We start from the raw sequence: 25,022 nt of genomic DNA, 5'->3' as shown, positions 1-25,022 counted from the left end.
TCTTTCAGAGAATGCCTTTTGAAGAAATTTAGTTCAGCCTCAACCCGGCATGCAGTAGCTGCGCTGCTGTGCATGCTTTGCGCTTACCCCATGCTTTTAGAGCTTATCATGAGAATAATTTTAACAGGCTTATTGATGATGGCAGTGCTGTTGAAGGCGGAAGGGCAGGAGCGCAAACGTGCGCGGGAGTACGGCATACACATCGGTGTGCTGCAGCCAGGAGCAAACAATGCCATAACCGATGTGCAAGGAGTACGGATAGGCCATACGACCTTGGTACAGGGCAAGCAGATCCGTACAGGCGTGACCGCCATCCTGCCGCATGAGGGCAATGTTTTCCAGCAGAAAGTGCCGGCTGCGGTGTACGTGGGCAATGGCTTCGGTAAACTGGCGGGCAGCACGCAGGTCCAGGAACTCGGTCACCTCGAAACTCCCATCATACTTACCAATACCCTGGGGGTGGGCACAGCCATGAACGCCGTGGTAGGCTATACCTTGCAGTTACCCGGCAACGAGCAGGTGCAGTCCGTCAACGCGGTGGTGGGTGAGACAAACGACGGTTACCTGAATGACATACGGGGGCGCTATGTTACGGAATCGCATGTGCTGGAGGCCATTCGACAGGCGAAGACCGGCCCGGTGGCAGAGGGCAACGTTGGAGCAGGCACTGGCACAGTCTGTTTTGGTTTTAAGGGAGGTATAGGCACCGCATCCCGAAAACTCCCAGCCAGTTTGGGTGGCTATACCATCGGCGTGTTGGTGCAGAGCAATTTTGGTGGTGTCCTGCAGGTTAATGGTGTACCGGTTGGTGAGGAGCTCAGGCAATTCTCTTTTAGCAAGCATGTACTGGAAAGTGCCGACGGCTCCTGCATGATGGTGGTGGCAACGGACGCGCCTGTGGATGCCCGCAACCTGGAGCGTATAGCCAAACGGGCCTTGATGGGACTGGCCAAAACAGGCGGGATCGCATCCAACGGCAGTGGCGATTATGTCATTGCTTTCTCCACGCACGAGGGTTTGCGTATACCTTATACATCTGCAGAGAAAACACAGACGGTTACGCTGCTGCGCAACGATGAACTATCACCGCTTTTTATGGCCACCATCGAGGCGACGGAGGAGGCGATCATCAATTCCCTATTTAAAGCGGAAACCATGGAGGGCAGGGAGCAGCATGTTACAGAAGCCCTTCCCCTGAACAGTGTCCTTAAGATTATGAAGAAACACCATGCAATCAAACGATAAACTTTTTGCCTACAACCTCGGAGAAATTGTGCCTTTGGATCAGGCCTTCCTCCATATCAGTGACCTGTCCGTGCAGCGTGGCTATGGGATTTTCGACTTTGTGAAGGTGCATGGCAACACCCTGCTCTTCCTGGAGGATTACCTGGACCGGCTTTTTGAGTCAGGTCGGCTGATGGAACTGGAAGTGCCCCTTTCAAGAGAAGAACTTAAGTCCATCATTTTCAAACTCACCGAGAAGAATGCCCTTGAGGTATCTGGCATGAAAATCATTATGACGGGCGGTTACTCCGAAGACAGTTTTACTCCGGCTATACCTAATCTGCTTATCACGCAACAAGCCCTCCATTTGCCTGGGCAGCAGAAAGTCGAAAAAGGCATCAAGATCATCACCCATGACTATGTGCGGGAGTTCCCTGCCGCCAAAACCATTAACTACTCCATGGGCATCCGGCTGATCGGCAAGATTAAATCCAATGGGGCAGAGGAGGTACTGTATTACCGCAACGGGGTGGTGTCGGAGTTCCCGCGCTGCAATTTCTTCATCGTCCGGCAAGACAACACCGTGGTTACCCCCGCTGAAAATGTACTGAAAGGCATCACCCGGAAAAATGTGCTGGAACTGGCCGGGCGCAGGTATAACGTAGAGCAGGCCGCAATCACCTTAGAGGATATCGCCCAGGCCAAAGAAGCCTTCCTGACCAGCACCACCAAACGCATATTGCCCATTGTACAAGTAGATGACCAGGTGATTGGAACAGGCAAACCCGGAGAGGTGACACTTCAACTGCTACAGGATCTGGTGGCGCTGGAAGAGCAGTACGTGGCTAGCCAAGTACAGTAGCGATACCCTAGGCGCTATATCTTTACCACCACTACAGGGCAAGACCTGCTGTTTTTATCGGCAGTAAAATTGGAATAGCAATAAGCTTCATAAAGTTTGGTTTAGGGCAGACTGTCATTATCTGCCATATACCCTAGTTGGACGTGATTTAGTTAAACCAGCGCCCTTTTTTCTTCGCTTTTTCCTGCTGTCGCTTTCGTTTCTCAGCATTTTTTTGCTGCCGACCCCGTTTGCTTTGGTTTTTCCAATCTTTGTAGCTTTTGGTCACACCCTGAAACAGGCGATCGAATAGGTTTTCCGGCTTCGGTGGCTCCTCCCGGAATGATTCACAGTCAAGTACATTAAGCAAATTCGGTGATAAGGGGGCAAACCGACTGCTACGGAAACCGGCGTACTCCCTGTCTTTGGCCACGCGGCTCATAAACTCTCCCCAAACAGGCAGTGCCGTCCGGGAGCCCTGGCCTTCCGTCAGTGTGCGGAATCGGACCTTCGGACTTTCGGCACCTACCCAAACGCCTGTCACGAGGTGCGGGGTAATGCCGATAAACCAACCGTCTGCATGATCCTGCGTGGTGCCCGTTTTGCCTGCTATGTCCATGCGCAGGCCATACTCAGAACGCAGCTTAGCGGCGCTGCCTTCTTCTACCACGCCCTGCAGCAGATGCAGCATGATAGCCGCATTTTCACGCGAAAGCACCCGACGGGCGTAATTCCCCTCACGGTGCTGACGGATGACAAGGCCGTTCCGGTCTTCGATGCGGGCCACATACACGGGAGCTGCCCTGAGACCACCATTCGCAAAGGTCGCATAGGCGCTCACCATTTCAAAAAGGGAAAGATCGGCGGTGCCGAGAGCCAAGGAAGGCACTTTTGGCAGGTCCTGCTCTATACCTATGCGCTTGGCCAAAGCCACGGTACGGTCCACGCCAGCCTCCATGATCATATGGGCCGAGATCGTATTGACAGAGTGCGCCAATGCACCGCGCATGGTATACTCGCCACCATACTGCTCGTTGGCGTTCCGGGGCGACCAATTGTCGTATTCCGGATAAACGGCCTGTTCGTTTGCAAAGTAGGAGCAAGGGGCTAGTCCCTTTTCGAGTGCAGCCGCATATACAAACGGTTTAAAAGTGGAGCCCACCTGTCGTCGGGAACGCACATGGTCATATTTGAAGGCATGATGGTCAATGCCGCCCACCCAGGCCCGCACGTACCCGGTGGCTGGCTCCATGGCCAGCAGTCCGGTGTTGAGGAAGCGCTGATAATAGGCCAGCGAGTCCAATGGGCTCATGGTTCGGTTGGTGTTGCCGCTCCAGCTGAATACACTCATCTGAATTGGTTTTCGAAACGACTCTGCCGCCTCGGCGTCGGTGGCACCGGCAGCCTTTAACTTTTTGAAGCGGTCTGAACGGTGCATGGCGTGCTCGATGACGGTGGCGTCTCTTCCCCAGGGTGTACGGCCTCTCCAATGCGTGTCAAACTGTTTTTGCAGCAGCGCCATCTTCTTCCTGACGGCCTGCTCGGCATGGCGCTGCATGCGGGAGTCGATGGTGGTGTAAATTTTCAGCCCGTCGGTATAGAGGTTGTAGGGTTGCCCGTTCTTTTTGCGCTGACTGGCAGCCCAGGTGACCAGTTCCTGGCGCAGCTGCTCCCGAAAGTAGGGCGCCATGCCATCGTTATGCGTCGTATACCTGTAGTTGAGCACCAGCGGTGTCTGCCGGAGGGAATCAGCCTGGTTGGGCGTGAGGTAATTGTACTTGGCCATCTGTGCCAGCACCACGTTACGGCGCTGCAGTGCCCGTTCCGGGTTCAGACGCGGATTGTAGGTCGTGGTGGCTTTCAGCATACCGATCAGCACGGCGGCCTCTTGGGTCTTGAGTGAATCGGCTGTCGTGTTAAAGAAGCGGCGAGAGGCACGCTCTATGCCATAGAGGTTTCCGCCCATCGGAACTGTGTTCAGGTATAGCTCCAGCAGTTCCTGTTTGGAATAGAGTCCTTCGAGTTTTCGCGCAATGATGATCTCACGCATTTTGTTGACGGGCATGTCCCATAGCCTCCTGCCTTTGCGCGGAAAGAGGTTTTTGGCTAGCTGCTGACTCAAAGTACTTCCCCCACCCGAGCTTTCCTGCTGCAGCAGCAGCGACTTGAAAAACACGCGGAGCATACTGCGCATGTCAATGCCGGCGTGGTCGTAGAAGCGGGCGTCTTCTGTCGCGATCAGGGCCTGGATGGCAACAGGTGCTATCTCATCGTAGCCAATATTGGTGCGGTCCTGAATGTAATAGCGCCCCAGCAGCACCTGGTCGGCAGAGTATACCTCGGAAGCGGTATTGTTCTGGATGGCTTTCAGTTCATTCCGGGAGGGCATGTCGCCTCCCACCAAGCCGGTGTATACCACCAGATAAAAAAAAGTGAAAGCCAGGAGCAGTAGCAGCATCCCTTTGAGGGCGAATCTGAAGATGCCCCGAAAATCTGATAACTGGGGGTTTTTCCAGTTTATCCGGCGGAAACGCTGCCATTTCTGCTGCCAGTAGGAGGCAGAAAACTTGGGTTTCTGGCTTAGGTAAAAAAGATGGAACTGCGTACCTAAAAATCTTAGGATGGGTAGTACAATGCCGTAAAAGATAAACTTGATGAACTTCAAAAGCATTCGCTTCATAAGGGTGATACTATTTTTTTGCTGCCTGGCGCATCGCGACCGCAAAAGCGATCAATAACCAAGCCATATCAGGGGGACTATACGAAATCAGTCTTATTGCGGCGAAATCCGGGGAAAAAACCTTTTGCCACACCGCAGCAGGTATAACGCATGGTAGCGCAAGATCATTTCAGCAGCCTTATTATTCCAGTTTATTCTGCCTTGAATACCGCAGATCAGAATACTTTCCTTCTGAATTCCTTTTGAAGTTTATTTCGTTGCCTGGCTTGCCTCAACTTGCTTGGCAGGTATGGAAGCCATGAAACGTAAAAACGGGAAGGCCCTTTGTCGGTCAACGACAAAGGGCCTTCCTATTCATTGCCCGAAAAGGATTCCAGTTAAGCAGATTCTTCCATCAGCCATTCTGTAGCCTCTTCCTCCGATAAAAAGTACCGGGTATCATAGGGCAGATTCGCTTCTCTCAACTTACAGCCGATCACCTCACTGCTCATCTGCTGCAGCGAGTCTGCAGAAGTCACGACGGCCAGTTTTCTGAGCTTTGTTCTTGGTAAGAGTTGCAGAGACTTTGACACGAGCCAGCCCTGATCCTCGAGTGTGAGTATACCCAGGCGCTGGTTGTTCAGGAGCACCCGCTCCAGCTTGTGCTCAATAAGTGCACGGGCGGCCTTCAGCATGCCAAACCTGTATTGCCTGCTAATCGGGGGCTTCTTCCAAATGATGCGCATGAGGTTTTCGGCTTGGCTGAGCGAGATGAAAACAAAGTCGGTGCCTAAGTGAAAGTTGTCAGGCAAAGCAGAAGCGGCGTAGATGACCTGTGGATTTTCGTCCAAGTGCTGAGCGCGCTGTTGAGCCCTTTTGTTGAGGATATCCTGATTGAGCAATTTCAGGTTGAAGTTGAGCGGAATCGTGATTCTGCCTTCATCAAACAGCCTGGCTGGATACCCATCCAACAGCCACGCTTTGGCTTTCTCCGTGTCGTGAAAGAGGCCGATGTCATAGGGTAACGTAGAGGTTTTGTTCATCACCTGCTGCATGGTTTCAGGTTGGGAGCCGGAAGCCGAGAAAACCCTGGCGCTTTTTCTGATGGAGGATTTTGAGAGGGCATTCTTCAAGAAGTTTGCCGTCCATTCCTGGTCTATCTCTGAGATGGACACCAAGGCCGTTAGGTCTATCAGCACGAGCTTGGCCCGGAGAAAGGCTATGCTTCGCGCAATCATTCGTACCGCTTGCCGGTATTCTTCGCTACGCATGGGTTGATGCCATTGAGCACAGAGGAGCTTAACCGCCGGGCTGAAGCAAATAGACAACGTGTCCGAATCTGCAGTGTTTAATAAAGTTGGTTGGTTGGTTTTAAGTTTGTCAGTTAGTGGTGCTTCTAAAGTTTTGTTGTTCATACATTTAATTGAGTAGAAAACTTGTTTTCACAGGTGTTGCCGGTAAAATGTATCAATGCCAGGACATGTAACCTCTTCCTGTATAGTATAAATTACCGGCGCCCTTATAGTCAATCGGGTAAATGCGTATGTATAATTTTAAGCTTAATTATAAATGCTTTGGTACTTTAACTAAATTGTAAGTGTATGAGTTCATGTGATTTATGATGTGATTCCGGCTGCAACGCGCCATTTGCTTAAGAATTTTCATTCACCCATCGTGTACCTCCATTCGTCCTGTAAAATGATCTATTCGTCCTAAAACGCAAAATTGAATTTGCATGCAAATATTTTTGGTAGGCTATACCTGCACGAGCTTTTACCCTTGGCGTCACCTACAGGACTTGGGGACTATAAGCGAAAAATCAAAACCGACATATAACGAAACGGGTAATTCGGTGGTGATCGGGGCTGGTCTAGTGAGCGCGACCCGTTGGAAGTGCGCAGTGAATTCAAATGCCGGGTAACAGTCGGCGCATTAAGGAAAAACAGGGCAGGTAGTGACAGGTATAGGTATAAAAAAAACGCCTCTCAAGCAGTAGCTTGGGAGGCGTTTCCTTTGATAAAACTCAGATTACCAAATTCTGATTCTGTCCTCTGGCTTCTTGTAAAGCTTGTCACCTGGCTTCACATTAAAAGCTTTGTACCAGGCATCCATGTTCACCGGGGCACCGATGGTGCGGTACATTCCAGGGGAGTGCGTGTCTGTCAGGATCAACTGTGCGGCTGTCTCAGGCAGAATGTTTGTTCTCCATACCTGTGCCCAAGCCAGGAAGAATCGCTGATCCGGGGTGAAGCCGTCAATCTTCTTGTTGGACTTGCCTTGCTTGGTCATCTTGAAGGCCTCATAAGCGGCGCTCAAGCCACCCAGGTCACCGATGTTCTCGCCAAGCGTCAGCTTGCCGTTTACATGGATGGTATCCAGCACGGTGTAATCGTTGTACTGTGCTACCAGCTGGTCAGCTTTTGCCTGGAAACGGGTACGGTCTTCTGTTGTCCACCAGTTGCGCAGGTTACCGTCTTTGTCGTACTGGCTGCCTGAGTCATCAAAACCGTGGGAGATCTCATGACCGATCACAGCGCCAATACCACCGTAGTTTACTGCATCATCCGCGTTCGGGTCGAAGAACGGGAACTGCAGGATACCTGCCGGGAATACGATCTCGTTCATTACCGGGCTATAGTAGGCGTTCACAGTCGGAGGCGTCATACCCCACTTGGTTCTGTCAACCGGCTTGCCCAACTGGCTCACCATGTCGTTGTAGCCCCACTGCCCGGCATTGCGCACGTTCTGGAAGAAAGAATCACGGCTGATCGCCAGCCCTTCGTAGGTCTTCCATTTCTCCGGGTAACCTACCTTTGGACGGAAAGTATGGAGTTTGGCCAGGGCTTTCTCCTTTGTTTCGGCGCTCATCCAGTCCAGTCCTTTGATGCGGATTTCGTAGGCTTTGATCAGGTTGGCGATCATCTCGTCCATTTTGGCCTTCGCTTCCGGCTTAAAGTGTTTCTCCACATAAAGCTGTCCAAGTAGTTCACCTATAGTGCCATCTGTTAGTTGTGACATGCGCTGCCAGCGTGGCGTCTGTACCTTCTGGCCAGACAGTGTTTGCGTGAAGGCAAAGTTAGCGTTCACAAAGTCACTGCTCAGGTATGGCGCTGCTGATTTCAGCACGTTGAACTGCAGGTAGGTCTGCCAGTCAGCCACCGGGGTAACATTTAGCAGGCCATTAAGCTCCGTGAAGAATTTCGGGTTGTTAACCAGGATGGTGTCCTGGCCGGAGACTTTCATTTTTGTCATCAGCGACTTCCAATCCATGTTCGGAGTGGTCTTACTGAATTCAGCTACCGCAAATTTGTTGTACGTTTTGTGCGGATCACGCATTTCCACGCGGGCCATCTGGGCCTCGGCCATTTTCTTTTCCAGGTTGAAAATGGTTTCAGCGTTTTTCTGGGCGGTGGCCTGGTCAACACCGGTCAGGGTGAAGAGGGTCGTGATGTAGCTTTTGTACGCCTCCTGAATCTTGGTGCTGCGTGCGTCGTTTTTCAGGTAATAGTCGCGGTCAGGCAGGGTAGTACCACCCTGGCTCAGTTGTGGCACCATGTTCTCCACGTTTTTGCGATCCTGCCCTACATAGAAACCAAACATCGGGGAGCCTATGCCGGAAGTACGCATATAGGCCACTTCATTCAGCACGCCACTAGCATCCTTAATAGCTTTGATACGCTCCAGATCAGCCTTGATCGGCGTGTAACCTGCTTTTTCGATCGCGGCACTGTCCATGGCGGCGGCGTAGAAATCGCCCACACGTTTCTCAATGGAGCCTGCTGCCGCGTTTGACTTGGCAGCCGTTTCGTTCAGGATGGTTCTTACGGCGATAATGTTAAAGTCGCGCAGCTCATTAAAGCTTCCCCAACGGGTTTCTTTGGCCGGAACCGGGTTGTTACGCAGCCATACCCCGTTGGCATAGGTATAGAAGTCGTTGCCTGGCTTCACGTTCATGTCCATGTTGGACTTGTCAATGAATTTGGACTGCTTGGTCGCTTTGCCGCCATACTGGGCCGATGCCTCGACTGCGTAGAAAGTAGCCGCTCCGAAAAGCAGCAACCTCAGGCGGTTTTTCCAAACAGACTGTACTTTCACGGTCTGTGAAATCAAGGTAGTGTCTTTTGTTTTTTTCATGTTAGGTTGAATGTGTTTTAATGTTCAATAAACTTCTGTGTGAACAGCAATTTTTTGAATGCCCTAAAATAAGGCTTAATAGCGAAAACAGTACGGATTATTTTTTTGTAACAACCTTAGGACAGGTTTACGCAGCCCCTATAACACAACATGGTTGCATATAGTTTGACACCAATAAAACTATATGCAAATTCTTGCATCCATGTATGGCTGCGATGTTCTGTTTCCTGCCTGTCAACTTTGCCGGAACAGAGCGGTATAATTTAGTATGAAGCATTATCTCTTCTTTACCTTCAGTATCATCTTAATGTGTATTTTTACCGGCTTTGGGTCTTCGGGACAGGTATACCAAGACACCTTTCGGCAGGCGAAACGCGGCAGCACGATCGGCTATACCTTGGAGCATCCGCTGCATACCGTTCAAGGTATAAGCTCAGAGGTGAGCAGCCAGCTCACGCTATCGCAGGATGGCAGGAAAATATCAAAAGTCGAGGTGAGGGTGCCTGTCCGCTCTTTTGACAGCGGCAACCGTCGCCGGGATCGGGATATGCTGAAAGTAACGGAGGCAGAACGCTATCCGGAGGTGACATTCATCAGCTCACAAATCACGGAGCAGGATGGGGCCCTGGCCGTCACCGGACGTCTTACTTTCCACGGTATCACCAGGGAAATACAGCTTATTGCGCAGACACAATGGCAGGGGGAGAGTTTGCTTGTAACCGGAGAATTCGACATCAGCCTGGAGGCCTACCAAATCAAGCGACCTTCCATCCTGACCATGAAGGTGAAGGACATGCTGCAGGTCCGCTTTCGGATGGTGTACTGATTCCTTTGCAGGTATAGACCGACACTTAACGATGGACTTGCCTGCTCATGAGCAGCCTGGGGCTGTTGTCGAGGTAGTAGTCCGGGATGATTTCCTGCACACCGAAGCCTAGCCGGTTGTAAATGTTGATGCCCGCGGCATTGTCGGGGTGCACGGTCAGGTATAGTGTGGTAACCCCCTGCGACTCCATCTGCGCCAGACTGGCGGCCATTAGCTTTTCGCCAATGCGCCTGCCCCGGTGTGTGGGCAACACCCCCAACGAAAGTAACCAGCCCCGCGACTTCAGTTGGTCGAAATGCGCAAGTATGTAGCCCACCGCTACTCCCTCCGTTTCGGCTACGAGCAGGTAGTCGCCCGAGATGTCGTAGAACTGTCGCAATACAAACAGCGGATAGCTATCTGCCCCAAACAACAGCTGGTCGATTTTCTTGATAGGCCGAAGGTCGGAAAGCTCTGCTTTCCGAATGGTGATCATGGTGCAACAGGTTGGTTGTGTAGGCAGGTATACGGCTAAGACTTTCCTCGAAGCAGGTTAATGCTGATCGTGGCCATGTCGGAATCCGGGAACCTTCGAAAGGCCCCTTTGTCAGGGTATAGCCCTGCTTCGGATGCTACTTTATGAAATACTTCTACCTCTACTATATACTGGTCTGAGAATCCGTGTGTTGCGTCGTAAGCTGTGGCGGCGGTTTTACCCAAATGGCTTGCTGCCAGGGTAGGGGGGATGGTATGCAGTTCCATGGTCAGTAGACCGAACTTATCCACATAGGGTGTCCATTTTTTGAGGTGTTCCAGCAGGTTGTCTTCCACCTCGTTGTTGCTGATACGCTTGCCCCGGAAAGCGAAAGCCCCGGTCGAGTTGCTCACTCTGCCCGGTGTGCGATCTGCCGGTCGCTCCCAAATGCGGTTATGGTCAAGGAAGGTGCGCACGTTCAAGAGCTCTTTCAGGTCAATGTTGTAGTTCTCCTGCAGGTCCTGCGCCAGCAAGTCTGGCCGTCCGATATCGCCCCAGATCACTTTGGCCCAGATATCGGCTTTGATCAGGTTAGCCCGTGTAACCTTGAGGGCCGCCTGATTGTAGTCGGCGCCTACCAGGAAGAGCGGGTACTGGTCCAGCACCTTGCCACGCGCCGTCTGCCGCTCAATTACGTCGAACATATGCTGCAAGAACGCCCCATTGCCGCAACCCATGTCCAGTATACCTTTCGGCTGCTCTTCGATGGGCCGGTTGAACAGTTCGATGATGATCTCGTCGATCACGTTGAAATAGGTGGCATGCGCGCCGCCGCTCCCCCATACATTCATCTCGCGGTCTACGTGCAGCTCAGGTGCGCCTTCGGGTTTGTCCCACAGCACGTTAGGGTTTCCGAACAGCAGATCATCCAGGTGCCGGAAAGTCGGGATGTAGGATACCGTCACGCCATAGGCACTGCCCCGCTTGGCAAAAAAGACGCCTTCTTCTGTGTACTCATACTGGTCATTCACTTTGCGGAACCATCCCAGGTGCGCAAACAGGTCGAGTATTTTGCGGAAGTCCTCGTGGTTCTCATGGAATTCCTCCGGGCTGAAGCGGCTCTCCATAAAGTATTTGTGAAACATGCCGTTCATTCCCAGCAGAACAATGGCCGGCCCCATCAACAGTCCCTCTATATGCGCCAGCACCTGCTTTTGTACCTCACACTCAGTTGGCTCAGTGGACAAAGTCAGGCCGTAGCTGTTCTTATACCTGTCGGCCACTGTTGCCCATACCTGGTAGGGCTCCTTCTCAAATTTGCGTGGGTGGTATTTGCCGGAGAGTTGCATCAGCTTCACGACATCCTCATATAGCGGCACCAATGGAAATGCGATTTCGCCCCGGGGCGTCACGCTGAAGCTGATTTTGTCAGTGGCATTGTCCAGGTGCTGCTCCAACCAGCCTTGCGAGCAGAGTACACGCAGGGCAACGTTCAGGTAACCATCATTAGCCTCAAAAGCACTAACCAGCTCCAGCAGCGATACTTCTTTATTTTCAAGCAGGTAGGTGAGCACTCCTTTTTGATGCAGTGCAAAAGCAGTCGGGGCTGTCACGATGCCATCGAGGTGGCGGAAAATTGTTTCACGGAGTTCAGCTTTATTTCTCATACCATGATTATATGTTCTGGGTGACGTTTCAGTTCAATTCAAAATTTACACAAAGCGGCGGCAGCTTAGCCTGATCAGCAGGATCGCTCTGTCATATTCCAAGGTATAAAATTCCGACCAATTGCCAGCGGAAACCTTGCCCATGTGTGCTGATCGGAGGAACGCAGCAATTGAACCCGTCAGGTACAGGACCAGCATGATGTGGCTTTAAAACAGTTCGGGTTTCTCACAGGTAGGTTTGCTCAGATGGGGAGGTGGGCAGACAGTAGCCTTGGGATAGCACTTTTTTGACTTCTATCCATACTATTCTGGCATGTTCTTACCCTGCTTTAGTAGTACCTGCGTATATAGGCTTATTAATGAGTTACTTATGTGGGCTGAATTTCATTGACCAGCAACGGGAAGGCGATCAGGTTGCCCAAGTTGTTTTCTAATGTCGGGTGAGGGTTGCCTGTATAAAACACAACAATACCGTAGCCGCGTGATGATCCGAACTATTTATCCATCTTATAATTGAAGCATATGAAAAGAAATTTTTTACTCCTTCTCTGCCTGCTTTCCTTCCACGTACTCCTGGCCCAGGACCTCAACATTACCGGTACGGTGACAGATGCCGCCACCGGCGATCCGTTGATTGGCGCCAGTGTTATGGTGAAGGGAACGACAAGAGGCACGCAGACCGACGCTACGGGCAGTTTTTCCATCAGTGCACCGGCCAATGCAACGCTCGTCGTCAATTACCTGGGCTATAAACGCCAGGAGTTCCCGGTCAATAACCAGACTAGTATGAGATTACAGCTTACGGCCGGTTCTGAGCAACTGCAAGAGGTGGTGGTCACGGGTTACGGTACTCAGCAGAAGCGCGACGTAACGGGCTCTATCAGCTCGGTAAAGAGCGAGGAGTTTGAAAAACAGGCCTCCCAAAACCCAGTCAGTTCGCTGCAAGGCAAGGTGGCCGGCGTAAACATCACCAACTCCGGACAGCCAGGTGCCTCCCCATCGGTGCGTATACGCGGTGCCGGATCGGTACTGGGCAAGGTTGAGCCGATCTACGTGGTGGACGGCACGATCGTGAACGACCTGACATTCCTTAATCCGAATGACATCGAATCGATGGAGGTGCTCAAAGATGCCTCCAGTGCCTCGATTTATGGCGTTCGGGCTGCCAACGGTGTCATTTTGGTTACCACCAAAAGGGGCCAGGAAGGTAAACCCGTCATCAATTACAATGGCTTTGTCGGAGTTAAACGTGCTACCAATGTGCTCGAGATGGCCAACGCCCAGGAATATGCCACCCTGATCAACGAAAAGCTAGGTACGGAGACTGTCGATCCCAACCAGCCATCCACGGACTGGTACGACCAGATTCTCAGGACTGCCACCATACATAACCACCACGTATCGGTATCGGGTGGCAGTGAGCGTCTGAGCTACAGCTTCAGTGGAGGCTATCTCAACGAAGAGGGCATCATTCAGGATAACGTGTTCGAACGCATAACAGCCCGTTTGCAGACAGACGCCCAACTGACCGATAACATCAAGGTAGGTTACAATGCCATTTTTTCGGATTACGAATCGGATGACGTTCCGGGCAGCGTGTTGCTGAACGCTTTCGTTGCACCGCCAATCCTGCGACCTTTCCGGCCGGACGGCAGCTACGGCGATCCGGCGGATATTGGATTGGGAAACTTCTCTAATCCTCAGGCATCTCTGGACCGTTTCAACCAGATATCCAACGGGCAGCGTTTGGTTGGTAATACCTTTGGTGAAGTCAAATTCCTCAACGATCTGCTGTTCCGTACGAGTTTGAGCCTGGAGTATGGCATCAATGAGTTCCGTAATTACCAGGCGCAGGACTCGCTAACAACGGTGCAGTTTTCCCCTCGCAGCCGCCTTACAAAGTCCCGCGCCAAAGAAAACCAATGGCTCTGGGAGAATACCCTGACCTACACCAAAACGTTTGGGGATCATGACGTAACCGCCTTGCTGGGAACCTCGGCCCAGGAAATAAAGAGTGAGACACTATCGGGGTCTGCCAGTGACGTACCGTTCGATTCGGATGCCACGCTATTCCTGAACCTCGGCGACCCTGAAACTTTCGGAATCTCCAATACAGGCGATCTGGAGCGCTATAATTCTTACTTCGGCCGCATCAACTACAGTTTCAAGCAACGCTACCTGCTGACCGCTACACTCCGGCGCGATGCCTCCTCTAAATTCCCGCGTGACACCCGTTGGGATAATTTCCCGTCGATTGGCCTGGGCTGGGTGGTGACGGAAGAACCTTTTATGCAAGACCAGACATTTGTGGATTTCCTGAAACTGCGTGCCAGCTACGGCAAGTTAGGTAATGCAGGTATACCGACAGGTATAGCCGACCTCACCGCGACCATCGATCCACGCTATACAGCTTTTTTCGGTGTGCCTCCTATACCTTATGTGGGTGGTAGTATCGTGCGGGCTGTTCCCAACACCCTGCTTTGGGAGGTTGTGAACGAGACCAATATCGGCGTCGAACTGCACTTCCTGGAAAGCCGCCTGACGTTGGAAGCTGACTGGTACAATAAAGAAACCCAGGACGCTATTTTCGACGTGCCCAACCTCGGTACTGGAGGTTTGAGCAGCCCGTTTGTGCGCGGTAACTTTGCTGACTTCAGAAACAGAGGCTTAGAGATTGTAGCCAACTGGAGCGATAACATGTCCGCTGATTTCAGCTACAACATAGGGGCTAACGTTTCTTTCAATCGCAATGAAGTGACAGGGCTGTCAGCCGGCGATACAGACCAACCAGGCGGTTCGCTGCCAATAGGCGGCTATTTTACCAATGTTTCGCGCATCGGCAGTCCGATCGGTTCCTATTATGGTTTTGAGGTAGACGGTATATTCCAAAACGAGCAGGAGGTGGCCAATTCATCGCAGCCTTCCGCCAAGCCAGGCGACTTCCGCTACCGCGACATGAACGGAGATGGCGTGATAGACAACCGCGACAAGGTGATACTCGGCAATCCGAACCCAGGTATGTTCTATGGCATCAACACGAGTTTCAACTTCAGGAGCTTCGACTTTTTGCTGGACATACAGGGCGTGGCCGATGTGGACGTATACAATGCCAACAAAGGCATCCGGGTGGGTAACGAGAACTATACCAAAGAATTCTTCGACAACCGCTGGAGCGGGCCGGGTACTTCCAACTCGTATCCGTCCGCGGATGTGAGCAGGGCCAACCTCGAGCCAAACAGCTGGTTCGTGGAGGACGGAAGCTATATCCGGATCCGAAACGTGCAGTTTGGCTATACCCTGCAAAGCGATTTAGTGAACAGACTTAAAATGCAGCGGGTGCGCTTCTATGTGAATGCCCAAAACCCTGTCACGTGGTTCAGTTACAACGGTTTCACGCCAGAGATTGGTGGTGCTCCCAACGCGGCAGGTATAGACCTGAACGTGTACCCGCTGTCGGCTACTTACAACTTAGGCGTGAACGTAAACTTCTAACCCTGAAAGAACATGAAAACGATAAAGAATAATTACATCTATAAAGCCGTGTTCTCTGGATGTTTGCTGGCTGTTAGCTTTTTACCTGCCTGCAAAGAAGACTTTCTGGACGTAGACCCACAGGGACAGGCACGCAGCGAGGACTTTTTTCAGACACAGGAGCATGCCCTGCAAGCTGTGAATGCGATATACGGCAACTTGCGCGAATACAAGATAGCTGCCTTCCCGCACCTGGTGCTCACGCACGTGACCTCGGACAACGCAGAAAAAGGCAGTGATCCGGGTGATGCCGGCTTTGTGAACGACTACGATAATTTCACATTCACCTCTACGCAGTTTTTCCTGGCCGACTATTGGAATGGGCATTACCAGGGTATAAACCTGGCCAATCAGGCCCTTTTTAATATCCCCAATATCTCTATGGATCAGAACTTGCAGCAGCGTTTGCTGGCTGAGGCGAAGTTCCTCAGGGCGCATCATTACTTCACGCTGGTGCGTGCCTACGGCGATGTGCCTTTGCTGACCCAGCCTCCGCAGACGGCAGAGGAGATCAACCCGGTCAGGACGCCGAAGCAGGAGGTATACCAGCAAATCATAAAAGACCTCACCGAAGCTGCCGCTGTACTGCCACCGAGCTACAATGCGATGAATGTCGGACGGGCCACCCGGGGCGCTGCCTTGACCTTACTGGCCAAGGTGCAGCTGTACCAACGCAACTGGTCAGAGGTGTTGCGGCTCACCAACGAAGTGAGGGGACTCGGCTATAGCCTGACACCAGACTTCTACCAGGTATTCCGCATAGCTGGGGAAAATAACAGCGAGTCCATTTTTGAGGTACAGGCCGTGACTTTGCCGGGTAACTGTGGCGCCTCCAATTCGCAGTGGGCGGAGGTACAGGGCGTGCGCGGCCAGTTTGGCTGGGGCTTTGCCATACCGACCGAAGATCTGGTAAATGCCTTTGAGCCCAACGACAAGCGCATGGAGGCGACTGTGCTGTTCCGGGGGGAAGTAACGCCGGAAGGAGAGCAGATCAACCCCAATGCACCCAACCCGCGCTATAACCAGAAGGCCTATGTGCCGGGCTTTGTCAGCCGGGATTGTGGCTACGGCAAAGACCAGAACATTCGCTTGCTTCGGTTTGCAGAAGTACTATTGATGCAGGCCGAAGCAGCCAACGAACTTGGCCAGACTGACGATGCGCTTGCCGCTGTAAACCTCGTGCGAAACAGGGCAGGACTTGCCAACCTGACAGTGAGAGACCAGACGGCCCTGCGTAACGCCATCTGGAAGGAGCGTCGTTTGGAGCTTGCCCTGGAGAGCGGTGACCGCTTTTTCGACCTAGTGCGCCAGGGCAGGGCTGCCCAAGTGCTGCAGGCACAGGGCAAGCAGTTCCGCGAAGGGGTGAATGAGGTCTTCCCGATCCCACAAAACCAGATCGACCTCAGCGGCGGCACACTCACGCAAAACCCTGGCTATTAAGCAAAGTTTGATGTCCGAGTCTGGCTTACCCAATGGTGAGCCAGGCTTCGGCTTTGTTTTACCATACCTTACTTCAGATGATCCGACACGGGCTGCTATACCTATACCTGGTCTTACTTTGTGCCTCCATCGGTTGTAAAGATAAACCGGAGGAGCAGCAGGCGCCAGATCCGGACAAACCGGAGGAACCTGCTGTAGCCAGCACCACGGCCGATAAAGCTCTGTTGGACAAAGTGCAGGAAGCTACCTTCCGTTACTTTTGGGACTATGCCCACCCGGCATCCGGAATGGCGCGGGAGCGAACAGGCTCCGGCGATCTGGTAACCAGCGGGGGGAGCGGCTTCGGTATGCAGGCTTTGGTGGTGGGAGTGGAAAGGGGCTGGATCAGCCGTCAGCAAGCCTTGGAGCGCCTGCATAAGATTACAGACTACCTGGCGAAAGCCGATCGTTTTCATGGGGCCTGGCCGCATTGGATGAACGGAAACACCGGGGCGGTTATACCTTTCAGCGCCAAAGACAACGGCGGCGACCTGGTCGAGACTTCCTTTCTGATAAACGGCTTGCTGGTGGCCCGTGCCTATTTCAACGGCTCTGATGTCCAGGAGGAAGCACTTCGCAATAAGATCACCAAACTTTGGGAGGAAGTAGAATGGGACTGGTACGCCTCACGGGGCGATGGCCTTTTGTACTGGCATTGGAGTCCGAACTTTGGGTGGGAGATGAACATGCCCATTCACGGCTGGAACGAAGCCCTGATCACGTACATTTTAGCGCTTGCTTCGCCTACCCATGCCATAGCACCTCCGGTATACCAGCGCACCTGGGTAAACCGGAAGAGCGGAACCTACGAAGGCTACAGGTTGGAGATGGGGCCGGGGTATGGTGGTCCGTTGTTCTTTGCCCACTACTCTTTTCTGAGCCTCGACCCCAAACAGATGGAGGACCAGCTGACCAATTATTGGCTGCATAACCTGAAGCACACGCTCATCAACCGGGGCTGGAGCCTCTACAGTGCCCCCAAATCCTATGGCTACTCGTCAGGCAACTGGGGGCTCACCGCCTCCGACGATCCGGGTGGCTACCTGGCTCATGAGCCCCTGAATGACAACGGTACCATTGCCCCAACGGCTGCTCTGTCATCCTTTCCCTATACCCCATTTTACAGCATGCAGGCGCTGCGCAATTTCAACGGCATGCAACAACTCTGGGGAGCCTATGGCTTCAAGGATGCCTATAACAAATCGCGCAACTGGTTTGCGAGCGACCACCTGGCCATTGATCAGGGACCAATCGTGATCATGGTGGAGAACTACCGGAGTGGCCTGCTCTGGAGTCTGTTTACCGGCCTGCCCGAAGTACAGGCTGGATTAGCTAAAGCAGGTATACGCAAACCGGTGTATGAGTCGGGTTTCCCACTGGCTATACCTGACGTGCGATCGGGTGTGGTGGATTTGCTCAAGCATCCAGACAAGGACGCTTACCTGGTGGGGGTAGGTATAAAAGCGGGAGGCAGTTATACGCTTACACTGGAGACCACGGCTGGCAGCGTAGTTGAAACGATCTGGGATAATAAAAGCAAAACGGAGGGCCTGCACGAAGTGGCATTCGGAAAGGCTATACCTGTCGGGGCCTACAATTTGCGCCTCAAAGGCGGCGGCATTGATAAAGAACTCGCAGTATACCTGCGCTAGACTAAATACAGCCTATGAAACAGCATGACGCACCACTTCTGAAAATCCGGCAGATGAGTTGGGCAATCCCTTTCCTGTCGCTGCTACTCTTTAGTTGCCAGCAGACCACCGGAACTTCCGAAACCGTGGAAACCACAGCACCTCCCGACACGGTTGCTGTGCAGGCCGGCCAGCTCAGCGACGAAGCCCTATTGGATACTCTCCAGCGCCAGACCTTTCGGTATTTTTGGGAGGGTGCCGAGCCTACTTCTGGCATGGCGCGGGAGCGTTATCATGAAGACGGGGAGTACCCGCAGAAAGACAGAAACGTGGTGACCACCGGCGCGACCGGATTCGGGGTGATGGCCATTTTGGTAGGTATAGAGCGTGAGTTCATCACCCGCGAAGAAGGATTTAAAAGGTTAAAGCAAATTGCTGACTACCTCGAAAAAGCAGACCGTTTCCATGGGGCGTGGCCGCACTGGCTGCAGGGCGAGACGGGCAAAGTAAAGCCTTTCAGTCAGATGGATGATGGGGGCGATCTGGTAGAGACAGCTTTTCTGGTGCAGGGGCTTCTGACGGTGCGCCAGTACTTTGTTAATGGCAATGAACAGGAGAAGGCGCTGGCCGCACAGATAACCAAGCTCTGGGAGGGCGTGGACTGGAACTGGTACCGCAACAAGCAGAATGCTCTGTTCTGGCATTGGTCTCCGAAGTATGGCTGGAAGATGAACTTCCCGGTGCGTGGCTATAACGAGTGCCTGATTATGTATGTGCTGGCCGCTTCCTCACCCACGCATGGTGTGCCTGCCGAGGTATACCATGAGGGTTGGGCACGCAACGGTGACATCCGGGCCAATGTCGAGCTATACGGACACAAGATCGTACTCGATCACCAAGGCGAGAAGGGGAGTGTGGGGCCGCTATTCTGGGCACACTATTCCTACCTCGGCCTTGACCCGCGCGGCCTTCAGGACAGGTATGCCGACTACTGGGAGCACAACCGCAACCACACGCTCATTCACTACGACTATGCACTGGAAAACCCCAAAGGCTTTAAGGGCTATGGCGAAAACTCCTGGGGCATGACATCGAGCTACTCGCCCAAAGGCTATGCCGGCCATAGTCCTACCCGAGACTTAGGGGTGATTACGCCGACGGCGGCGCTCTCTTCTTTTCCCTATACCCCTGACGAATCCATGAAAGTAGCCCGTTACCTCTATGGCGACCTGCAGAAGAAAGTGATCGGAGAATTTGGCCCTTATGATGCTTACAGCGAAACAGAGGACTGGTTCCCGAAACGCTACCTCGGCATAGACCAGGGACCGATTGTGGTAATGGTGGAGAACCACCGCAGCGGCTTGCTCTGGGATTTGTTTATGAGTGCGCCCGAAGTTCAGAATGGCTTGAGGAAGCTTGGGTTTGAAAGTCCGCATTTGAAGTGATGTAGGGGGCTGAAGTTGTGCTCAGGGCTTTAAGTTCTGTCGAATACTATGCCCTTGAGGGGATTATAGGGGTGTGAGTTGGGTGCTAACAAGTCAACCATTGGCTAATTTGAAATACCCGCACATGAATATACACCCCTCTGCGCTCCCCTCAAAGGGAGAATTTGCCAGTAATTAATAACCCTGCCTCGGATAAGGGGCAGAGAGCTCATAAGTTGAAGTGATTTATCAATGAAATGAACACGATGTCAAACTTTTACAACGAAAGAATAAAGTATAACATGAAGTGCCGGTTGTGCACGTTTTTACTGAGTGCAGCTTTCATGTTAGCAGGTATAGGCCAGATTACCATGGCACAAACGGGGCAGTCCCCCAAGCCGAGCACCTACTGCAATCCGCTCAATGTGGACTATACCTACATGATCTACAACGCCCACAACGACCTGTCGTACCGCTCTGGCGCCGACCCGGCCGTGGTGCAGTTCCGGGGGGAGTATTACATGTTCGTAACCCGCTCCATGGGCTACTGGCACTCCACCGACCTCAACAACTGGACTTTCATTCATCCGGAGAAGTGGTACTTCCAGGGCACCAACGCCCCGGCTGCGCACAACTACAAAGACTCGGTGCTGTACGTGGCCGGCGACCCTTCGGGCTCTATGAGCGTTCTCTATACCGACAACCCCAAGAAAGGCGATTGGAAAGCCGTGCCGGGTATACTTAACAACCTGCAGGACCCGGCCCTGTTTATCGATGATGACGATAAAGCCTACCTGTACTGGGGTTCTTCCAACCTGTATCCGATTCGGGCGAAGACATTGGACCCGAGCAAGCGTTTCCGGCCTTCCGAAAAAACCTGGGAGCTTTTTAAACTCGATGGCAGCAAACACGGCTGGGAACGCTTCGGGGAGAACCACGCCGACACGGCCCGAGGCTATATGGAAGGCCCCTGGATGACCAAGCACAACGGCAAATATTACCTGCAGTATGCGGCGCCTGGCACAGAGTTCAATGTGTATGCCGATGGCGTTTATACCAGCAATAATCCGCTTGGGCCTTTTACCTATGCACCCAACAACCCGATCTCCTACAAGCCAGGTGGTTTCGCCAATGGGGCCGGGCATGGCAGCACGGTAATCGGACCGAAAGGGCGCTACTGGCACTTTGCCTCTGCCTCAGTGTCTGTCAACGTGAACTGGGAACGGCGCCTGAACATGTTCCCGACCTATTTCGACAAGGACGGGTTGATGTGGGTGGATACCTACTTCGGGGATTATCCTTATTACGCACCGGCCATACCTGGCAAAATGGGCAAGTTCACCGGCTGGATGCTGCTCTCGTACAATAAACCCGTGGAGGTGTCGTCGGCTCAGGAAAAATTCGGGGCGGAGAACATCGTCGATGAGAACATCCGAAGCTTTTGGCTAGCAGCCCGAAACGATGATCAGCAGTGGATCGAAATCGATCTGGAGAAGCCGGGTCAGGTATACGCCATTCAGGTAAACTACCACGATTACCAGTCGGACATGTACGGCAAGATTCCGGGCCTCTACCATCGCTATACCGTTGAAGGCTCTGCGGACGGTCAAAACTGGAAAATGCTGGTTGACAAAAAAGGCAACAAGCGCGATGTGCCCAACGACTATGTGGAGCTGGCTACGCCGCAGATAGTTCGGTATATCCGTTTCAGGAGTCTGCACGCGCCCACGCCGCACCTGGCCATTTCAGGCTTGCGGGTATTTGGAAAGGGCGGGGGCAAAGCGCCTTCTAACGTTCGAAACTTAAAGGTAGTCCGTCAGAAAGACCGCCGCGACGTGCAGCTCAACTGGGCTGCCCAGCCTGGTGCACAGGGTTATAACGTTCTGTGGGGGATAGCGCCTGACAAACTCTACAGCTCTTGGATGGTCTACGGCAAGAACGAACACTATATGCGCAGCCTCACCGTGGATCAAGGCTACTATTTCGCCATTGAGGCCTTCAACGAAAACGGTGTTTCGAAGCGCACCAAACCGGTAAAAGTAGACTAAATGAATCTGAAGGCCCCATACCGACTTTTATACCTCTTGCTGCTGTTAGCAGGTATAGCTTGCTCCACTACAGAGCAGCCGTCATCAGCAGCAGCGCAGAACCAGCAGACGCCCGATCAGGTTCAACGGTCTAAAACACTGCCACCGTTTTGGGACGAAATTCGGGCTTTCAAGCAACAGGACGCTGCCCAGATGCCACCCCGGCAGGCTATCCTATTTGTGGGGAGCTCGTCCATCAGAATGTGGGATAACCTGCAGGAGATGTTCCCGGATAAGCAAGTTATCAATCGCGGATTTGGCGGCTCCAATTTACTTGACCTGCAGTACTACCTGGCCGATATCGTGTTTCCCTATGACCCCAGGCAGATCGTGATCTACTCCGGCGAAAACGATATCGCCTCCGACACCGTCAGCGCCCAGGATGTGCTGCAACGCTTTGAGGAGGTGTTTACTTCTATCCGGCAAAAATTGCCTGAAGTGCCTGTCACCTTTGTGTCTATTAAACCAAGTCCAAGCCGACGAAAATACATGCCGGTCATGGAAGAAGCCAATGCGCTCATTCGAAGCTACCTGCAAGCAAAACCGAACACCAGCTACGTGGACGTATACCAGCCCATGCTCATACAAAACGGGAAACCGCGACCAGACATTTTTATAGCCGACAGCCTGCACATGAACCAGAACGGCTACCGGATCTGGCAAAAAGCAATCGAACCTTATCTCACCAACAACAAACGATAGCCATTATGAAAAAAACATCTACCATATTTTTACTGCTCCTCTGCATGGGATGTGCCCAGACGGCCTCGACCTCCCAAGAGCCAGCTGCTTCAGAATCTGCTGCCCAAACCACCATGCCGGCCACGAGTGTTCCTGCCCGTTCCTCCGATCCGGAGATGGACAGGTTTATCACGGACCTGATGGCCAAGATGTCGCTGGACGAGAAGATCGGGCAGTTAAACCTCGTGTCGGTGGGCTTTGACGTGACTGGCCCGATTGTGAGTGAGAATGTGGACGAAAATATCAAGCGAGGCAATGTGGGCGGCGTGTTCAACACCTATACCCCAATTGCGGTACGCAAACTGCAAGAGTTGGCTGTGAATAGCTCGCGGCACAAGATTCCGCTCATTTTCGGCTACGACGTCATCCACGGCCACCGTACCATTTTCCCGATACCTTTAGGACTTTCCGCCAGCTGGGACTTGCAAGCCATTGAGCGCAGCGCCCGTATTGCCGCCGAAGAGGCCACTGCCGACGGTTTGAACTGGGTATTCTCCCCGATGGTGGACATTGCCCGCGATGCGCGCTGGGGGCGTATAGCGGAAGGGGCCGGTGAAGATCCCTTTCTGGGCTCCCGCATTGCCGAGGCCATGGTACAAGGTTATCAGCTTGATAACATGAAAGACCCTAACACCGTGATGGCCTGCGTGAAGCATTTTGCCCTGTACGGAGCCGCCGAGGCCGGACGGGACTATGGCACCGTGGACATGAGTATGCAGCGCATGTTCAACGAGTTCATGCCTCCTTACAAAGCGGCACTGGACGCAGGAGCCGGTAGCGTGATGACGTCCTTCAATGAAATAAACGGCGTGCCGGCCACTGGCAACCGTTGGCTTATGACGGAGCTGCTGCGTGAGCAGTGGGGCTTCGATGGTTTTGTGGTGACTGACTACACTGCCATCAACGAAATGATCGCCCATGGCGTGGGCAATGAATCGGAAGTGGCTGCGCTGGCGCTTAAAGCCGGGGTGGACATGGACATGGTGGGTGAGCTTTTCCTGAAGGAACTCAAAGCCAATGTGGAGCGCGGCACTGTTACCGAAGAAGAGATCAACACCGCCTGCCGCCGTGTGCTGGAGGCCAAGTATAAGCTGGGTTTGTTTGAGGATCCGTTCCGCTACATCAACGAAGAGCGCGGCAAGACGGCCATGCTGACAAAAGAGCACCGCGAAGCTGCCCGCGAGATTGCCCGCAAGAGTATGGTATTACTTAAGAATGATAAAAACACGCTGCCGCTCAAGTCATCTGGTTCTATCGCGCTAATCGGTCCGTTGGCCCGCAACCAGCGCGACCTGATCGGCAACTGGAGCGGGGCAGGCGACTGGAAACAGGCCGTATCGGTAGAACAAGGTATACGCAACGTAATGGGCAATAAAGTGAAGATCAATTACGCCAAGGGAGCCAATCTGACTGATGATGCCCAGATGATTCGCCGATTGAACGCGCATGGCGGTGAACTGGAACTCGACAAGCGCTCCTCTGAAGCCATGATCAAAGAGGCCGTGCAGGCGGCCCGCAACTCCGATGTGATCGTGGCCGTGGTGGGCGAGTCGCAGGGGATGAGCGGGGAAGCGGCCAGCCGTGCCGACATCGGATTGCCGGGTCAGCAATTGGTTTTGCTCAAAGCCCTGAAGCAAACCGGAAAGCCACTGGTGATTGTGCTCATGAACGGCCGTCCGTTGACGCTGCCATGGGAGCACGAGAATGCCAACGCCATACTCGAGACCTGGTTCGCCGGAACCGAGGCGGGCAATGCCATCGCCGATGTGCTGTTCGGCAGCTACAACCCATCCGGCAAACTCACGGTTACTTTCCCGCGCCATGTAGGGCAGGTGCCTATTTTCTATAATGCCAAAAACACCGGTCGGCCCTTCAACGGCGAAGAGCTCAACAAATATACCTCCCGCTACATGGATGTACCTAACGAACCGCTATACCCTTTCGGTCATGGGCTGAGCTATACCTCCTTTACTTACTCCAAACCCAAATTAAGCAAGGCTTCCATGACAGCCGGTGAGTCTCTGGAGGTGAGCGTGGAGGTGCGCAACACAGGCAATTACGACGGAGAGGAAGTGGTACAGCTCTACGTCCAGGATGTGGTCGGCTCCATTACCCGTCCGGTAAAAGAACTCAAAGGGTTTCAGAAGATCATGCTCAAGAAAGGGGAGAGCCGAACAGTTACATTCAAGTTAACCGCAGACGACCTAAAATTCTACAACAACCAGATGGAATATGTGTATGAGCCCGGTGAGTTTAAGGTATATGTGGGCACCAGCAGCAGTGAGTTGCAGGAGGCCGGTTTTCGGTTGAACTAGCGCTACCTA

General features: G+C 52.9%; 16 protein-coding genes. 10 read left to right on the top strand and 6 right to left on the bottom strand.

Features of this window, described 5'->3' with window-relative positions; genetic code table 11:
* The first annotated feature begins 108 nt into the window (after window positions 1–108).
* Window positions 109–1,245, top strand: a complete 1,137-nt coding sequence (locus H9Q13_RS04385; protein ID WP_191182499.1) for a DmpA family aminopeptidase — start codon at window positions 109–111, stop codon at window positions 1,243–1,245.
* On the top strand, window positions 1,229–2,086 hold the full coding sequence (locus H9Q13_RS04380; RefSeq protein WP_191182498.1) for an aminotransferase class IV: 858 nt from the start codon (window positions 1,229–1,231) through the stop codon (window positions 2,084–2,086). The genes H9Q13_RS04385 and H9Q13_RS04380 overlap by 17 nt, the downstream gene beginning before the upstream one ends.
* Before the next feature lie 148 nt (window positions 2,087–2,234).
* Here H9Q13_RS04380 and H9Q13_RS04375 read toward each other — a convergent pair whose 3' ends face one another.
* The 3 genes from H9Q13_RS04375 to H9Q13_RS04365 all read right to left on the bottom strand — a co-directional run bounded on the left by H9Q13_RS04375 (window position 2,235) and on the right by H9Q13_RS04365 (window position 8,858).
* On the bottom strand, window positions 2,235–4,745 hold the full coding sequence (locus H9Q13_RS04375) for a penicillin-binding protein 1A (protein WP_191182497.1): 2,511 nt from the start codon (window positions 4,743–4,745) through the stop codon (window positions 2,235–2,237).
* Window positions 4,746–5,122: 377 nt separating this feature from the next.
* Entirely contained in the window at window positions 5,123–5,995 is an 873-nt protein-coding gene (locus H9Q13_RS04370) for a hypothetical protein (RefSeq protein WP_191182496.1), read from the bottom strand.
* A 757-nt stretch (window positions 5,996–6,752) separates the two neighbouring features.
* Window positions 6,753–8,858 (bottom strand): M13 family metallopeptidase, encoded by a 2,106-nt coding sequence (locus tag H9Q13_RS04365; protein ID WP_394367970.1) that lies wholly within the window; start codon window positions 8,856–8,858, stop codon window positions 6,753–6,755.
* Window positions 8,859–9,126: 268 nt separating this feature from the next.
* Here H9Q13_RS04365 and H9Q13_RS04360 point away from each other — a divergent pair, with 268 nt between their 5' ends.
* Entirely contained in the window at window positions 9,127–9,684 is a 558-nt protein-coding gene (locus H9Q13_RS04360; protein ID WP_191182495.1) for a YceI family protein, read from the top strand.
* Window positions 9,685–9,709: 25 nt separating this feature from the next.
* Here the strand turns inward: H9Q13_RS04360 and H9Q13_RS04355 are convergent, their stop codons facing one another.
* From H9Q13_RS04355 to H9Q13_RS04345, 3 genes are read right to left on the bottom strand one after another with little or no spacing between them, the layout of a single operon-like run.
* On the bottom strand, window positions 9,710–10,159 hold the full coding sequence (locus tag H9Q13_RS04355) for a GNAT family N-acetyltransferase (protein ID WP_191182494.1): 450 nt from the start codon (window positions 10,157–10,159) through the stop codon (window positions 9,710–9,712).
* Window positions 10,160–10,194: 35 nt separating this feature from the next.
* The gene (locus tag H9Q13_RS04350; protein WP_191182493.1) at window positions 10,195–11,805 is read right to left on the bottom strand and encodes a class I SAM-dependent methyltransferase; all 1,611 of its coding nucleotides are present in this window, start codon (window positions 11,803–11,805) and stop codon (window positions 10,195–10,197) included.
* A 45-nt stretch (window positions 11,806–11,850) separates the two neighbouring features.
* On the bottom strand, window positions 11,851–12,003 hold the full coding sequence (locus H9Q13_RS04345; RefSeq protein WP_191182492.1) for a hypothetical protein: 153 nt from the start codon (window positions 12,001–12,003) through the stop codon (window positions 11,851–11,853).
* Between the two features lie 324 nt (window positions 12,004–12,327).
* Between H9Q13_RS04345 and H9Q13_RS04340 the strand changes: the two genes are divergently transcribed.
* The 7 genes from H9Q13_RS04340 to bglX all read left to right on the top strand — a co-directional run bounded on the left by H9Q13_RS04340 (window position 12,328) and on the right by bglX (window position 25,013).
* Window positions 12,328–15,297 (top strand): SusC/RagA family TonB-linked outer membrane protein, encoded by a 2,970-nt coding sequence (locus tag H9Q13_RS04340; RefSeq protein ID WP_191182491.1) that lies wholly within the window; start codon window positions 12,328–12,330, stop codon window positions 15,295–15,297.
* Window positions 15,298–15,309: 12 nt separating this feature from the next.
* Entirely contained in the window at window positions 15,310–16,776 is a 1,467-nt protein-coding gene (locus tag H9Q13_RS04335; RefSeq protein ID WP_191182490.1) for a RagB/SusD family nutrient uptake outer membrane protein, read from the top strand.
* 77 nt (window positions 16,777–16,853) lie between these two features.
* Window positions 16,854–18,467 (top strand): glucoamylase family protein, encoded by a 1,614-nt coding sequence (locus tag H9Q13_RS04330; RefSeq protein WP_191182489.1) that lies wholly within the window; start codon window positions 16,854–16,856, stop codon window positions 18,465–18,467.
* 14 nt (window positions 18,468–18,481) lie between these two features.
* Window positions 18,482–19,891 carry a glucoamylase family protein gene (locus H9Q13_RS04325; RefSeq protein ID WP_224744051.1) on the top strand — a complete coding sequence of 470 codons (1,410 nt, stop codon included), beginning with the start codon at window positions 18,482–18,484 and terminating at the stop codon, window positions 19,889–19,891.
* A gap of 245 nt (window positions 19,892–20,136) precedes the next feature.
* Window positions 20,137–21,918: a family 43 glycosylhydrolase gene (locus H9Q13_RS04320; protein WP_224744050.1), complete on the top strand. Its 1,782-nt coding sequence runs from the start codon at window positions 20,137–20,139 to the stop codon at window positions 21,916–21,918.
* A complete protein-coding gene (locus tag H9Q13_RS04315) occupies window positions 21,919–22,659 on the top strand; it encodes an SGNH/GDSL hydrolase family protein (protein ID WP_191182488.1) in 741 nt (246 codons plus the stop codon). It begins immediately after the preceding gene.
* 5 nt (window positions 22,660–22,664) lie between these two features.
* Entirely contained in the window at window positions 22,665–25,013 is a 2,349-nt protein-coding gene (bglX, locus tag H9Q13_RS04310) for a beta-glucosidase BglX (RefSeq protein WP_224744049.1), read from the top strand.
* Window positions 25,014–25,022: the final 9 nt, after the last annotated feature.

This window comes from Pontibacter aquaedesilientis (genome assembly GCF_014773225.1).
Classification (GTDB): Bacteria; Bacteroidota; Bacteroidia; order Cytophagales; family Hymenobacteraceae; genus Pontibacter; species Pontibacter aquaedesilientis.
Note: the sequence above shows the minus strand (reverse complement) of the source record. Positions and strands in the feature narration are given on the sequence as shown.

Excerpts from the sequence above, each read along its gene's own strand:
- H9Q13_RS04350 (WP_191182493.1), bottom strand. The coding sequence starts at position 11,805 with ATGAGAAATAAAGCTGAACTCCGTGAAACAATTTTCCGCCACCTCGAT.
- H9Q13_RS04370 (WP_191182496.1), bottom strand. The coding sequence starts at position 5,995 with ATGCGTAGCGAAGAATACCGGCAAGCGGTACGAATGATTGCGCGAAGC.
- H9Q13_RS04315 (WP_191182488.1), top strand. The coding sequence starts at position 21,919 with ATGAATCTGAAGGCCCCATACCGACTTTTATACCTCTTGCTGCTGTTA.
- H9Q13_RS04325 (WP_224744051.1), top strand. The coding sequence starts at position 18,482 with ATGAAACAGCATGACGCACCACTTCTGAAAATCCGGCAGATGAGTTGG.
- H9Q13_RS04320 (WP_224744050.1), top strand. The coding sequence starts at position 20,137 with ATGTCAAACTTTTACAACGAAAGAATAAAGTATAACATGAAGTGCCGG.
- H9Q13_RS04355 (WP_191182494.1), bottom strand. The coding sequence starts at position 10,159 with ATGATCACCATTCGGAAAGCAGAGCTTTCCGACCTTCGGCCTATCAAG.
- H9Q13_RS04335 (WP_191182490.1), top strand. The coding sequence starts at position 15,310 with ATGAAAACGATAAAGAATAATTACATCTATAAAGCCGTGTTCTCTGGA.
- H9Q13_RS04385 (WP_191182499.1), top strand. The coding sequence starts at position 109 with ATGAGAATAATTTTAACAGGCTTATTGATGATGGCAGTGCTGTTGAAG.
- H9Q13_RS04345 (WP_191182492.1), bottom strand. The coding sequence starts at position 12,003 with ATGCTGGTCCTGTACCTGACGGGTTCAATTGCTGCGTTCCTCCGATCA.
- H9Q13_RS04380 (WP_191182498.1), top strand. The coding sequence starts at position 1,229 with ATGCAATCAAACGATAAACTTTTTGCCTACAACCTCGGAGAAATTGTG.
- H9Q13_RS04375 (WP_191182497.1), bottom strand. The coding sequence starts at position 4,745 with ATGAAGCGAATGCTTTTGAAGTTCATCAAGTTTATCTTTTACGGCATT.
- H9Q13_RS04360 (WP_191182495.1), top strand. The coding sequence starts at position 9,127 with ATGAAGCATTATCTCTTCTTTACCTTCAGTATCATCTTAATGTGTATT.
- H9Q13_RS04330 (WP_191182489.1), top strand. The coding sequence starts at position 16,854 with ATGATCCGACACGGGCTGCTATACCTATACCTGGTCTTACTTTGTGCC.
- H9Q13_RS04365 (WP_394367970.1), bottom strand. The coding sequence starts at position 8,858 with ATGAAAAAAACAAAAGACACTACCTTGATTTCACAGACCGTGAAAGTA.
- H9Q13_RS04340 (WP_191182491.1), top strand. The coding sequence starts at position 12,328 with ATGAAAAGAAATTTTTTACTCCTTCTCTGCCTGCTTTCCTTCCACGTA.
- bglX (WP_224744049.1), top strand. The coding sequence starts at position 22,665 with ATGAAAAAAACATCTACCATATTTTTACTGCTCCTCTGCATGGGATGT.